Annotated in this window: 11 protein-coding genes and 1 pseudogene; 6 read left to right on the top strand and 6 right to left on the bottom strand. The window is 45.0% G+C overall.

What is annotated here, in order from left to right; translation table 11 throughout:
• Positions 1-45 precede the first annotated feature (45 nt).
• The 3 genes from rdgB to UCH003_RS13700 form a co-directional block, all read right to left on the bottom strand.
• Positions 46-636: an RdgB/HAM1 family non-canonical purine NTP pyrophosphatase gene (rdgB, locus tag UCH003_RS01170; protein WP_060825095.1), complete on the bottom strand. Its 591-nt coding sequence runs from the start codon at positions 634-636 to the stop codon at positions 46-48.
• Between the two features lie 106 nt (positions 637-742).
• Entirely contained in the window at positions 743-1,813 is a 1,071-nt protein-coding gene (mltA, locus tag UCH003_RS01165) for a murein transglycosylase A (protein ID WP_060825094.1), read from the bottom strand.
• 36 nt (positions 1,814-1,849) lie between these two features.
• Positions 1,850-2,020 (bottom strand): hypothetical protein, encoded by a 171-nt coding sequence (locus UCH003_RS13700; RefSeq protein WP_173636947.1) that lies wholly within the window; start codon positions 2,018-2,020, stop codon positions 1,850-1,852.
• Between the two features lie 134 nt (positions 2,021-2,154).
• On the opposite strand from UCH003_RS13700, the gene UCH003_RS01160 reads away from it, so the two are divergent.
• The 5 genes from UCH003_RS01160 (at position 2,155) to ybaL (ending at position 9,250) form a co-directional block, all read left to right on the top strand.
• Complete coding sequence (locus UCH003_RS01160; RefSeq protein WP_060825093.1) at positions 2,155-3,471, top strand: MFS transporter; 1,317 nt, start codon at positions 2,155-2,157, stop codon at positions 3,469-3,471.
• Positions 3,440-3,901, top strand: a complete 462-nt coding sequence (locus UCH003_RS01155) for a YqaA family protein (RefSeq protein WP_082709120.1) — start codon at positions 3,440-3,442, stop codon at positions 3,899-3,901. The genes UCH003_RS01160 and UCH003_RS01155 overlap by 32 nt, the downstream gene beginning before the upstream one ends.
• Before the next feature lie 222 nt (positions 3,902-4,123).
• Positions 4,124-6,346, top strand: coding sequence for a TonB-dependent receptor (locus tag UCH003_RS01150; protein WP_060825092.1), 2,223 nt, complete (start codon positions 4,124-4,126; stop codon positions 6,344-6,346).
• Between the two features lie 3 nt (positions 6,347-6,349).
• Entirely contained in the window at positions 6,350-7,342 is a 993-nt protein-coding gene (locus tag UCH003_RS01145; protein ID WP_060825091.1) for an ABC transporter substrate-binding protein, read from the top strand.
• A 204-nt stretch (positions 7,343-7,546) separates the two neighbouring features.
• Positions 7,547-9,250 carry a YbaL family putative K(+) efflux transporter gene (ybaL, locus tag UCH003_RS01140; protein ID WP_060825090.1) on the top strand — a complete coding sequence of 568 codons (1,704 nt, stop codon included), beginning with the start codon at positions 7,547-7,549 and terminating at the stop codon, positions 9,248-9,250.
• 6 nt (positions 9,251-9,256) lie between these two features.
• Here ybaL and UCH003_RS01135 read toward each other — a convergent pair whose 3' ends face one another.
• The 3 genes from UCH003_RS01135 to UCH003_RS01125 form a co-directional block, all read right to left on the bottom strand.
• Entirely contained in the window at positions 9,257-10,096 is an 840-nt protein-coding gene (locus UCH003_RS01135) for a universal stress protein (RefSeq protein WP_060825089.1), read from the bottom strand.
• 210 nt (positions 10,097-10,306) lie between these two features.
• The gene (locus tag UCH003_RS13660; RefSeq protein WP_060825088.1) at positions 10,307-10,867 is read right to left on the bottom strand and encodes a GNAT family N-acetyltransferase; all 561 of its coding nucleotides are present in this window, start codon (positions 10,865-10,867) and stop codon (positions 10,307-10,309) included.
• Between the two features lie 59 nt (positions 10,868-10,926).
• Positions 10,927-11,538: a Crp/Fnr family transcriptional regulator gene (locus UCH003_RS01125; RefSeq protein ID WP_231964824.1), complete on the bottom strand. Its 612-nt coding sequence runs from the start codon at positions 11,536-11,538 to the stop codon at positions 10,927-10,929.
• A 1,277-nt stretch (positions 11,539-12,815) separates the two neighbouring features.
• Here UCH003_RS01125 and UCH003_RS14000 point away from each other — a divergent pair.
• Positions 12,816-13,112: pseudogene (locus UCH003_RS14000) on the top strand (methyl-accepting chemotaxis protein); the annotation flags it as partial.
• Between the last annotated feature and the right edge of the window lie 91 nt (positions 13,113-13,203).

The raw sequence follows: 13,203 nt of genomic DNA, 5'->3' as shown, positions 1-13,203 counted from the left end.
TTATCAAAAAAGCCTAATGTATTGTACGATTTTTTTATTTCAAATTTATTTCAAACTCTTGATGACGATATGCGCGAGTTCAAGTGCTCGCGCTCGGTGCGAAAACGCTTTTTTCACGCTTTCGTCAAGCTCTCCCAACGTGTTATCGTAACCTTCGGGTATAAACATCGGGTCGTATCCAAAACCGTTGTTGCCGCGAGCCTGCGCAATCGCTTCGCCGTGCATCCATCCGTGCACGCAAAACTCGCCTTTGGCGCACACGAGCGCAATCGCCGCCGTGTAAAACGCAGGTGTTTTGGTAAGAGCGTTGTCTTTGAGCATTTGAATCAATTTGTGTAAATTCTCTTGCGCTCCGGCATTTGCTCCGGCAAAACGCGCACTGTAAATACCGGGGATTCCTCCCAAAGCGGGCACGCTAATACCGCTGTCGTCGCTCAACACCAAAACATTTTTATCGCCCAGCCGCTCATACACCGCGCGCGCTTTAATCAGCGCGTTTTCTTTAAAACTCAATCCCGTCTCTTCAATCTCAAAAGGTTCTATGACGTCGCTGTACGCAAGCACTTCATGCTCACCGATCCATGCTTGAAACTCTCTTACTTTGCCTTGATTGGACGTTGCTAAAATAATTCTCAAACCTTACTCCGTTATCCTCAGCTCCAAGCGCGGCTATCTTCGTTCACGGCGAAAATCAACCGCTTCGATGGAGGGTTATTCTAGGTTTAGTTTACCTTTTTTTAGTTTAAAACTTAGGTTCCATAATCCACACTTCAAGCGGGGCTTTCAACTGTCCCGCGACATACTCCGCTCTTTGTCCATACCCCATAAACATATCGGCTCGGTTAGGCCCTTTGATCGCGCCGCCCGTATCTTGCGCAAAAACGAAGCGATCGACGTCGTACGTTTCGGAGCAACTTTGAATCGCCAAGAGCGAACCCAAGGGAATGAAGCTTCTATCCACCGCCACCGAACGCTCCGGCGTTAAGACCAAGCCTAAACTTCCCGTAGCACGCTGTTCCATTCGGCGGAAAAAAACGTAGCTTGGGTTCGTATTTAAAAGCGTATCGATTTGCGTAGGATGCGCCAATAACCACGCTTTCATCGCTTGCATCGACACTTCGTCTACGCTGGCGAAAATGCCGCGGTTGATCATCTCTCGTCCCAACGATTTGTACGGATGTCCGTTGGTATCGGCGTAACCGATGAAAATAACCCGTCCGTCTTCGAGTTCAACACGCCCAGAGCCTTGAATTTCCATCACGTATAGATCAATTTTATCGTCAACGTAGCATAAAATTTCGGCATTGAGTTTACGTTTGCCGATCTCTTCGCGCGTGTAATACGGAAGCATTTTCCCTTTAACGGAGCGTCCGCGCATCTTTTTGTCGTTTTCGCCGACGATCATAACCAAATCTTTCGGTTTGCCGTAAACGGGGTATTTATAGCGTTCCGTCTTTTTTAAACTGCCGTGCAATAGCGGCTCGTAATACCCCGTCAGCATGGAACGTTGTTCGTTGGGTTCGACTTTTTTCAAGGTAAAAGAGTGCTTGAAAAAACTCTTGGCGTCTTGAACATCGTTGGCTTGACGGCAGACGTTTGCATAGACTTTTTTCGTCAAAGGAGCTTTACAGTTCTCTTTAAAAAGCTCTAAAAGCTGATCGAAGTTTTCATTTTGACTCAACGCTTCAAAGCGGGCGTTGCTACCTTCTAAAGAATCGACGAAAGCTTGGTCTTGGGGCGTAGGAGCCGTTTTGGGAGCACAACCGCTCAACACAAACACGCAACAAACGAGGAAAGAAAAATAATAGCGCATACATATCCGGTGAAAAGAGGCGTATCGCCTCTTGATTTAGGCAGATTTCTTGAGTCCCGCCAACTCTTTTTTAATCGCATCAAACTCGTCGTAAATTTTATTGTGTTCCATCACGATCCAGTGGTTCAACCCGACGTAATAGAGCGAAATAAAATAAGCCGACACGCATCCAAGAAAACCTAAAATATGAGAAATATTGAGTTCCATAATGCATCCTTTGAAATGACGTGAAAAATTATAACATAAAAGAAGCTTCTTAAACTGCTTTAAACCTCATAGAATTTTCAAAGTTTAGGGAGTGTAGAATATGTCACAAAACTATTACGAGGATTTTTTCACCGATGTTCAAAACGCTTATGCCTTTAAATTTGATTATTTCACTTCGTTTTTTAGGTCTTTTTATCGTTCTTCCCGTCCTTTCCGTTTACGCACTGCATTTGGAGGGTTCCAGCGAGCTTTTAGTCGGTATTACCATCGGCGGATACGCCGCGACGCAAATGCTCTTACAAATTCCTTTCGGTATTATGTCCGACAAGCTCGGGCGAAAAATCACGATTTTTATCGGCTTGGTCATTTTTCTGATCGGCTCGTTGATTTGCGGTTTTTCCGAACATATCTACATGTTAATGTTCGGACGCTTCTTACAAGGTGCTGCCGCGATCGGAGCGGTCGGCACGGCGATGATCAGCGATATGGTCAAAGAAGAAGTGCGCGGTCATGCGATGGCATTGATGGGCGGAACGATTGCGGCAAGCTTTGCGATTTCCATGATGGCGGGTTCGTTGATCGGAGGCTATTACGGCGTCGATAAACTCTTTTTTATTACCGCCGCACTCTCCGTTTTTTCCATGATCGTACTCTATACTAAAGTGCCCAATCCACCGAAAATCGTCCACCACTACGGTGCGGACGAGACGGATTTGAAAGAGATTTTAAAAGATAAAGATTTGATGAAAATGAACATTACCAACTTGCTTCAAAAAGGAATGATGACGCTTGCGTTTATGGTAATTCCTATTTTGATGCTTCAAGAATTCGGATTCGTCAAGAAAGAACTCTGGATGGTTTACCTACCCGCTATGATCTGCGGCGTCTTGGCGATGGGTCCTTCGGCGATCATGGGAGAGAAAAAACATAAAGCCAAAGAGATGCTTATGATCGGCATCGCTTTATTTGCGATCAGCTACGTCATGATGGGATACGCGAAAAGCGCTTCGTGGTTTATCGTCGGCGTCGTCATCTTTTTCATCGGCTTTAACATGCACGAACCGTTGATGCAATCGATGGCAAGCAAATACGCCAAAGTCCACCAAAAAGGCGCGGCACTCGGCGTTTTCAATACCTTCGGTTACGCTGGAACGTTTATCGGCGGCGTTTTCGGCGGTTTCTTTTTAGAACATTTCGGTATTATGGAAATTGCATGGGTCATCTTTATCGCCTGTATCTTTTGGCTCGTACTCATCGCCACGCTTAAAAATCCGAGCATCAATAAAAACCTCTATCTACCCTTCGATACGATCGATTTAACACGTATGATGCACCTCAACCACGTTAAGGGCGTCATCGAATGGTACCGAAACGAAAGCGAACGCCTCCTCATCGTCAAATACGACTCGAAAGAGACCGATGCGGAGACCATCAAAGCCGTTATTTCGTAACTCGCCGGTGGCGTATTTTTCGTTATTTAGCATTGCCTTCGCCTCCGCTACGCTTTTACCGGGCGGTAGCGAGGCACTTTTTCTTTACCTCCTTAGCGAATCGCTCAATCCTTTTGTACTTTTGTGCGTCGCAACGCTTGGAAATACCTCAGGTGCTTTCGTCAATTTCGTCTTGGGCAAATACGCGCTCGACTTTGCTCTTAAAAAAGGCTATATGAAAGCCGCTCACCTTCAAAAAGCATCATCGTTGTTTGCGAAATACGGCGCATGGTCGCTTCTTTTTTCATGGCTTCCGATCATCGGCGATCCTTTAACGTTTGTTGCGGGTATGCTACGATACGATTGGCGAAAATTCATACTCATCGTCGGATTTGCCAAAGGCGTACGTTACCTCTTCGTTTATCAAGCATGGCTCTCCCTTGCCTCCTAAGCTGCTTTTTTTAAATTCAGAATCGCTAAGCCATTCGTTATATTTTTAAATATATAATTATTTCGGGGCAAAATAGTGTTATTTCTCACGATATGCTATAGACGAACGTCACACCACCCCTTTACCGATGCGTTGCAGACTTCTTGATACCTCTGTGCCGCGCTTGGGTTTCATTGATAAAAATTTGATCGCTAATTCTCGTCACTTAAAAGGATTGAACGAATGAAAAGTATCCGTTTATCGCTTGTTGCACTCGCATGCTTATCCGTTTACGGCTGGGCAAATTCCGAGGCTTATACGCTCTCTAGCATTTCCGTCACTTCCGATGAGGCGCATGCACTCGTCGAAACACAAGATGCCGCCAATAACGTGGCGGTATCAAAAGAGAGTATCGACAAACGCGTGGGGCCGGGAGCAACCAATCCGTACAAAGCCCTTGACATGTTAGCCTCCGTTCACACGGGACAAGTCGATAGCTACGGACTTTCTCTCGATCAGAACTCCTTTCGGATTCGAGGTTTGTACGCCGATACGTTTAGCCGCTTGGCATTAACCGCTGATGGTGTTCCCTCCGTTGTCAACGTCGGACAAGGAGCGATGGGTAGCATTTTGGATATGGAAAATATCGAAGCGATGAACCTCACGATGGGCGCATCCAAAGCCGACTCGGGATTCGGTTTCGGAAATAACGCCGGTTCGCTTGATATGCGAACAAAAAAAGCAAGCGACACCTTAGGCGTCATGCTCAAACAAAGCGTCGGAACCGAAGATTTTTACCGCACGTTTATGCGGGTTGACTCGGGCAAAATTAGCGAAAATACGAAAATGTTTCTCTCTGCTTCCTCATCGCAAGCCGATAAGTGGAAAGGCTCGGGCGATACGCAACGAGAAAACGTCGAAGCGGGTTTAAGTACGTTATTGTTCGATACAATCAAAACCGACATTTTATTGGCGCATAACGACATCGAACGTAACGACTATCGGGCTTTGACGTACGCTCAAGCAAAAAACTTGGGAACGTATTATAACTACGACTTTAATCCCACGCTTACCTCCAGTGCCGCCAACAATAAATATTACTACGATTTCAACCGACAACACTTTAAAGAAAACCTCGCCCAAGCGACTTTCGAAGCGCCTTTGTTTGAGGGCACGATCTCGTTCAAACCTTACCATATCGATACGGACGGCTATCGTTACGCGTACAATCAATCGGGCAATTCCGTTACGAAAACCGAGATGGAGCAAGAACAAAACGGCTTTATCGCCCAATACGTTCAGAAAATAGCCGATGCCGACGTAAAGGTGGGGTATTGGTACCAATCGATCGAATCTATCCCGCCTCCGACCGCCAATAAGTCATACAACATCGTTAACGGTAAGTTGGTTTTTAGCTCATGGTCGATGCTCAACGACGTCGGAAACCGAGAAATCGACAGTCCGTTTCTTAGCGTTACAAAAGAGTTCGATCAACTTGAAGTCGAAGCAGGTATTCGTTACATGCGCATGACGCTAGGCGGCGTCCAAAGCTATACGACGACTTCGGGCGACGTCTCCGACGGTGAAGCCATTGCGCACGGTACGCGAATACCGTATCTTTATGCGGACGACACGACGCTCAGTGCAACGCTTCCGAGCCTCAATTTCAAATACACGCTCTCCGAGAGCGTCGATCTTTTCGCCGGATATGCCAAAGGATATGCGAGCCCTTGGATCGGACCGTTGTTCTCGATCTATAAAAGCAATAATGCGACTTTTAGAGCTAAAGGTATCTCGCTTCAAGATATTTGGGATAAGTTTGAGTTGGAAACGTCCGATCAATTCGACGTCAGAGCAAAAATTAAAGGCGAGAACTGGATGATCGTACCGACGCTTTATCATATCGTTTACAACGATAAACAAGTTACGGCGTACGATCCAGCCGTCAATCTAACCTACTACCAAAATAACGCTAAAGCAGAAGCTAACGGCTTTGAACTGAGCGCAACCTACGAGTTGTCGCGCTCGTTTGAGCTCTTTAGCGCCTTTTCGTACAACCAATTGAAATTCACGGACAATCTCACAACGACGGGCGGAGCAACGTTGGCAATCAGCGGCAACCAAGTCCCCGATGCGCCGAAAATTTTAGCAAAAGTGGGGACGACCTACAGACAAAACGGCTTTTACGTCTCTCCGGCACTGAAATACGTCGATAAACGTTACGGCGATATTCAAAACATCGAATCGATCCCCTCTTATTATACCGTGGACGTTGAAACCGGCTACGTTGCCAAGAATTTTTACGGATTTAAAGAGGCACTTTTCTCCGTTTCGTTGCAAAATCTCTTGGATAAAAAATACATCGCCATTATCAAAAACGACTTAGACGACACGGGAACGGGCGGTACGAGTTACTATACGGGTGCGCCGTTTACGGCCGTAGCGAGCATAACGCTCAAATTTTAACCGATGAAAGCACTCTTTTTTCTCCTTATCGTTAGCTTACATGTCGCTTTCGGATTTGAGAGCAAAACGATTGTCGACATGTACGGAAGAACGGTAAATATCCCTTCAACCGTACACAGTGTCGTGACGGCAGGGGGAACACCCGCCGTGAACTCTTTTGTGTTTGCCTTGGGTGCTCAAGATACCATCACCAACGGCTTACCCGGAGCGATCGACGGCAAGAATTGGAAAATGCAAACCCTTTTTGCGCCCAAACTTGCCTCGTTACCTACGGTCTCCAACGGCGGACCCGAATGGGACATCAACGTCGAAGCACTTCATACGATAGCGCACGACGTCGTATTTGTCGTCAACCAAAACAGTGCCGAATCCTTAGCCCAAAAGGGATTTTGCGTCGTCGCACTACAATGGTCGACACCCTATAGCGTCAAAGAGACGATGACGCTTTTGGGTGAAATCTTGGGCTTGCAAAATCGAGCCGCCGCTTATAACGACTATTACGATCGTACGCTTCGTTTCGTAGCGCAAAAAGTTGCTCATGTTTCACATCGACCTAAGGCACTTTACTTACGCTATACCAACTTTTCGCTTCCGATGGTATCGACCGCGACATGGATGATCGAACATGCGGGCGGTATCAACGTTGCCGCAAACGTCAAAGACCATGCGACGATTTCTATCGAGCAACTTTTAACGTGGAATCCGGATTTTTTATTTGTATGGAATACACAAGAAAAAGAGGCAATCTATCGCGATAAACGCCTTTTCGGACTCAATGCGATCCAAAATCAAAAGGTTTTTGCGATGCCGATGGGTTCACATGTATGGACGCATTATACGCCCGAACAACCTTTGGCGGTTTTGTGGGCTGCCGAAAAATTCTTTCCGCTTGCGTTTCAAGACGTATCGATCCCACAAGAGATCGTATCGTTTTACACAACCTTCTTCGGCGTCACACTCGATGAGGAGCACGTCGGCAAGATTCTCAACCCTTAAAACGATCGTCCGCCTTGTTTGGAAGCGCGGACACTTGAAAATTTGCCCTCTTTTTATGCTACACTCTCTTTTTATTCCCAAGCTTAGCGGGGCATGACGCACTTTGCTTATTTTTGAGGAGAAAGAGTTTAAAAAATATTAAATATTTTAGTGTAATATTAAGACGCTACCGAACAACCCTCAATCAACCAAGGAGAAATGCTAATGGAACATAACGTATCGTTAATCAGCACGATTGCTTTCGGCTTTGGTTTAGCACTTATTTTCGGCTTTATCGCTATCAAATTACGTATTCCGGCGCTTGTCGGCTACTTATTTGCAGGTATTCTTATCGGTCCTACGACACCCGGTTTCGTTGCCGATATGACCATTGCCGCTCAACTTTCCGAAATCGGTGTTATGTTGTTGATGTTCGGCGTAGGGCTTCATTTTTCTTTGGACGATCTCTTATCGGTCAGGCGCATTGCCGTACCCGGAGCCGTCATTCAAATGAGCGTCGCAACGCTACTCGGCGCGGTCTTGGCATGGGGTTGGGAATGGAGTTTCGGAGAGGCTTTGGTTTTCGGCATTTCCTTATCGTGCGCCAGCACCGTCGTTTTACTCAAAGCTTTGGAAGCACGCAATATTTTAGAGTCAATGAACGGTCGTATTGCCGTCGGTTGGCTTGTAATGGAAGACCTTGCTACGGTTATGGTGTTAGTCTTATTGCCGCCTTTAGCAAATCTTTTAGGCGGTACCGCGGCGATACACCCCGATGAGGGCTCCTTATTGCTGACGGTGGGCAAGACTTTATTGCAAGTCACTGCCTTTATCGTTATCATGCTTTTTGTGGGTAAACGCGTCATTCCGTGGTGCATTTGGCAAGTCTCGCGCACGGGTTCTCGCGAACTGTTTACACTCTCCGTGATCGCACTCGCCGTGAGCATTGCGTACGGGGCATCGGTCTTATTCGGCGTATCGTTTGCACTCGGCGCTTTTTTTGCGGGTATGGTGCTACGTGAATCGGAATTTAGCCATCGTGCGGCAGAAAAGTCGCTTCCTTTGCGCGATGCGTTTGCCGTTTTATTTTTTGTCGCAGTGGGGATGTTGTTTCAGCCGCAAATTCTCGTTTCAAAACCTTTACATGTTCTTTGCGTCGTCGCCATCATTATCGTCGGAAAATCGATTGCCGCGGCATTATTGGTCTTAGCATTACGCTATCCTTTGCATACGGCACTCACGGTAGCGGCAAGCTTGGCACAAATCGGAGAGTTTTCATTTATCTTAGCAAGCTTGGGAATGTCGTTGAACCTGCTTCCACAAGAAGGGTACAGTTTGATTTTAGCCGGCGCGATTATCTCGATTACGCTCAATCCTTTTATCTTCAATACACTCAGCCCCGTTAGCCGATGGATTTTAAAGCACTCCGCGTATGCCCGTCATCTAGATCAGCGCAAAGATCCCTACAGTAAGCTTCCCGAAAACGAGCCGACTCAAACTCCAACATTGACCCAACGACATGTGATCCTTGTCGGCTACGGCCGCGTGGGAAAACGCATCTCCGAAGTGCTTCAAAAACAGCATTTGCCTTATATGATCGTCGAGCAAAACCGAACAGCCGTCGAATCTCTACGACATACGGGCATTCAAGCGATTTCAGGCGACGCAACGGATCCGGATATTTTACGGAATGCCCATATCGGTAATGCATCTATGTTGATAGTAGCAACACCCGATGCAATCAACGTACGAAAAATAGCCGAAGTGTCGCGTGCGTTAAATCCCGCGATCGAATTGGTACTTCGTACGCACAGTGAGGATGAAGCAACCTTGCTTCAATCCGAAAATATCGGAACGGTCTTTTTCGGAGAAGAAGAGCTCGCCAAAGGCATGAGCCATCACGTCCTAAAACGTTTTGTTCCTGCGTAAAACGCCTTAAGCAGATTCGACCACATTGAAAATAAGCACGTCGTTTTGCGTTTTTTCAAGAAGATCGAATGCAAAAAAGCTAATATACCCCGTCGTGTGAATCGCAATCAAATCGGCTTTTAGATCTTTATGATTGCTCTCAAAATGCTCCGAACTTAAAAAATCTTTTCGGACAACGGGAATCATTTTTTGATCCGGAACATTCAATTGACGCATAAAATTCTTCAATTCCGCTTCGGCATTGTTTCGACTCTCTTCTTGAAAATTCGTAATTTCATCGTCGTTAAAACCGTACATGTTAAGCCGAAACTCAAACGGCACACTGTAGAGATGCAACAAAATCAAATACGCTTCGGGAAAAAGTTTAACGATATTTTGCACCATTTTCAAAGAATTGTCCGATAAATCCGTCGGAATTAAAACGGTCTTGTATGTTTCGCTCGGCTGATAGTTTTTTACGACTAAAACGGGAATACGCGACTCTTTAATAATCGCTTTCGTGTCGGAAGCCAAAAAAATAGCTTCTATAGGATGCTTGTCGCGATTATCTCCGATAATAATCATCTCCGCATGAATCGTTTGCGCTACGATAGAGATGACTTTATCAAGATTACCTTCAACGCAATGAAATTGTTCTTTGGAAATATTCGGATAATGGCAAAGAAGGTTATTCCAGCAATGCTCTTTGATATAATCAAGATTTTTTATTTTAAAAAACGTCGTTTTAACAACATGAACGATATGAAGCTTCGCTTGTTTTTGAAATGCCAAATCAATGGCTTTTTGAAGCACAGTCGTATATCCTTCCGAAAAATCGGTCGCTACTAAAATCGTAGAATGATGCATGATCTTCTCCTTTAGGTTGCTGTTGCGAATACTCATGATGAGGATTTGAACACTGAGGTAGAATAACCAAGCCGCGTACGCGATTTGCATACGAGCTAATCTTCCATTGGCGACGCACGTATCTTTTTGGCGTGCTACGTCATTATAACGGGTTTAAGTAGGCGTGTCAATGTAATACTCGTGCCGAAAAGCCCTTTGTTGCGCTTTGTCTTAAGAGCTAACTCTTTTAGACGTGTCGTAAGCCAATTCGTAGTAGGTGTTTGCATTAAACGAAAATTCGCAGATAACCTCAAGTCCCATTCGCGTGTGCGCCGCGTACGAACGTGAGTTAATCTTGTTGATGAACGTTACCAAAATCGCATAGCGTTTTTGCATACTCTCCAACGCAAAATCAAACAACTTTTCCAAAACGCCGCTGCCGCGTACGCGCTTGTCGACGCACACCGGACCGTATTGATAGGAGTTGTGAATGCTAAGGGTTTGTCCGAGATACGAAAGATTGGGGAGGTTTTCGATCATATGCGCAAAAATCGGCCATGCCGACCAATATTGCCATGAAGCGGACATCACGTAAGCGATCACTTCACCCTCTTCAATCGCAACAAAAATGCCTTGTTCGTGTTCGATAATCTCGCCCAGTTGTTCTTTATTAAACGCCGTCGTGACAAAACCGTCTTTTTTGTCTTCTTCTAAAATCGTGTCGATTTGGTATTTGGAATGAAGGGTAAAGATACCTTCAATATCGTTGATATCGGCAATTTTATAGTGCATGCACCGCTCCTAAAATATGATGTGCCATCATACCGCTAAAAAGAGGCGTTGTCATTAACTTAGGTTAATTTCATCGCTTTTCGGATACGAGAAAGTGCAACTTCCGTGATGCCCAAATACGAGGCGATATGATAATTTGCCACCGCACTCTCGATCATCGAGTAGTCGCTAAGAAATTTAAGGTAACGCTCTTTAGCACTTAGGAGTAAAAAATCCGCTTCCCTACGTTCTTTTTTCACAATGAGCCGCTCGTAAATGCAAAGCATCAGGTCATTCCACGCACGATGCTTCGCACCAAGAGCACGAAAGTCTTCATAGCTGATGAAAAGCACCGTAAATTCACTGAGTGTCTCAACACCAAAAGGAGACACCTCGTCTTTCATAGAAATCGAAGAGATACTACTTAAAAGATGCCCCGGTTTTTCCGCAAACGACTTGTTGAACTCTTTGCCGCTTTCGCTGATGTAATAGTAACGAGCCAACCCTTCAACCAAAAAATAAAAATCCTTCACTTTATCGCCGATGTCGAACAGATGCGCTCCTTTAGGGAGTGCTTTAAGGCTAAAATAACATGTCGCCTCCTCCCAAACGGGCATGGGTAAGTAAGAGATTGGCGTTAATGCGCGGTAAAGAGCGTCCAACGCTTGCTCGCGTGAAATCAAAGTCGTCACGATCAAGAAGCCTCCTTGGATAAAAAGATTCGATTGTTTCCCATCTTAACGCATTTTGCGTTAAAGTTTATCGTCCGCATCGGCAAATTTATTGGATTCGTTTCTCTCTACTTTCTCCTTTTTAGCTGTTAAAATCTTTTAATGATACCGACACTAAAAAAAGGATACATGTGATTGATCTTAGTACCATTAAAAGTAAACTAGCCTTTTTATCCGTTTTATGCTTTATAACCTACGCGTCGATAGGTTACATCTCGTACACAAACAATCAAAAAGCACAAACAATCACAATGCGATTGTTAAAAGTAGGTGAAATTCAGACACTCGCCAGCGAAACTTCCGCAGATTTACGTGGATTTAGACTTTTTTTAGACCAGAAGTTTTTGGATAAGTTTAAAAAAGATTCCGATGCAATCGTTCTCCAACTCGAAGAGCTTTCAGGCATTTTAGATCAAGAGAGCCTCAAAAAGAAACTCGTAGATTTATCACATCAATACAAAGAGTGGAATGCCATTCGCTATGCCATCTCCGAAATCGTCATACAAAATAAAGACCGCATGAAAACCAAAGCGTTTCAAGAAAGCGAAGAGAACCGTAAACTCACAGACTTAACACGCCAATCCAATGCTCTTAAAGACTCCATTCAAGAAGCTCAGGACACCCTTTTAGAGTATATTCAAACAAGTAACCTTGAGATTATGAAACAGAGTTCCATCACAATTTCAAGCATTGTTGTCGTGAGTATTCTTGTGACGATGAGTGTGTTTTACGTCATTGCCATCAAGATTGTCTCCTCCATTCAGAATTTAGGGCGAAGCATTCAAAACATCACTCGCTATAAAGATTTTACGCAAAACTTGCACATTCAAGGCAAAGACGAATTGGCACACATGAGCATTCAACTTAATGAACTGATCGCTATGTTACGCCAATCGTTCCACACTATCGACGTTTTACTTCGCAACAACCTCACCGTCTCAGAAACTTTTTCTTCTACGACCTCATCGATTCAGCACTCAGTCGATCAAGAATCAAAGGTTATTCAAACCATTATGGCGCATTCTGATAGTATGAAAGAGGGAATGGAAGTTTCATCAAATGAGGCACAAAAAGTTTTAGAAAAAGCGATTCAAACCAAAGACAATATGCAAGAAGTCAAAAAAGCACTCTCCTCTACCATCGAACAGCTCAGTCTGACGTCGAACATCGAATCCGATATTAACACCCATCTTCGAACCCTTTCCCAAGAAGCGAGCCAAGTCAAAGAGATTATTACGATTATCTCGGATATTGCCGATCAAACGAATTTATTGGCACTCAATGCCGCCATCGAAGCCGCGCGGGCAGGAGAACACGGGCGAGGATTTGCCGTGGTAGCCGATGAAGTGCGAAAACTTGCCGAACGAACGCAAAAAAGCTTGGTCGATACTAACGCAACCATCAACGTCATCGTTCAATCCGTCGGCGATATTTCAGAAAAAATGAACCACAACATCGAGCGCATCCAAAATCTTGTGAACTCGTCGCTTACGGTTAATGAGCACACGGATACCACCACATATACCCTAACAGATACGATCAATCTTATCCAAAAGCTCTACGACGATACCAAAGAGAACGTACTCACAACAGGGAAAATTATGCACCACATTAACGTCGTAAGCG

This window comes from Sulfurospirillum cavolei (genome assembly GCF_001548055.1).
GTDB lineage: Bacteria > Campylobacterota > Campylobacteria > Campylobacterales > Sulfurospirillaceae > Sulfurospirillum.
The sequence above is the reverse complement of the archived record's forward strand: the minus strand, read 5'-3'. Positions and strand labels throughout refer to the sequence as shown.

Coding starts and splice junctions, on each gene's coding strand:
- mltA (WP_060825094.1), bottom strand. CDS start 1,813: ATGCGCTATTATTTTTCTTTCCTCGTTTGTTGCGTGTTTGTGTTGAGC.
- UCH003_RS13700 (WP_173636947.1), bottom strand. CDS start 2,020: ATGGAACTCAATATTTCTCATATTTTAGGTTTTCTTGGATGCGTGTCG.
- UCH003_RS01160 (WP_060825093.1), top strand. CDS start 2,155: ATGTTCAAAACGCTTATGCCTTTAAATTTGATTATTTCACTTCGTTTT.
- UCH003_RS01155 (WP_082709120.1), top strand. CDS start 3,440: ATGCGGAGACCATCAAAGCCGTTATTTCGTAACTCGCCGGTGGCGTAT.
- UCH003_RS01150 (WP_060825092.1), top strand. CDS start 4,124: ATGAAAAGTATCCGTTTATCGCTTGTTGCACTCGCATGCTTATCCGTT.
- UCH003_RS01145 (WP_060825091.1), top strand. CDS start 6,350: ATGAAAGCACTCTTTTTTCTCCTTATCGTTAGCTTACATGTCGCTTTC.
- ybaL (WP_060825090.1), top strand. CDS start 7,547: ATGGAACATAACGTATCGTTAATCAGCACGATTGCTTTCGGCTTTGGT.
- UCH003_RS01135 (WP_060825089.1), bottom strand. CDS start 10,096: ATGCATCATTCTACGATTTTAGTAGCGACCGATTTTTCGGAAGGATAT.
- UCH003_RS13660 (WP_060825088.1), bottom strand. CDS start 10,867: ATGCACTATAAAATTGCCGATATCAACGATATTGAAGGTATCTTTACC.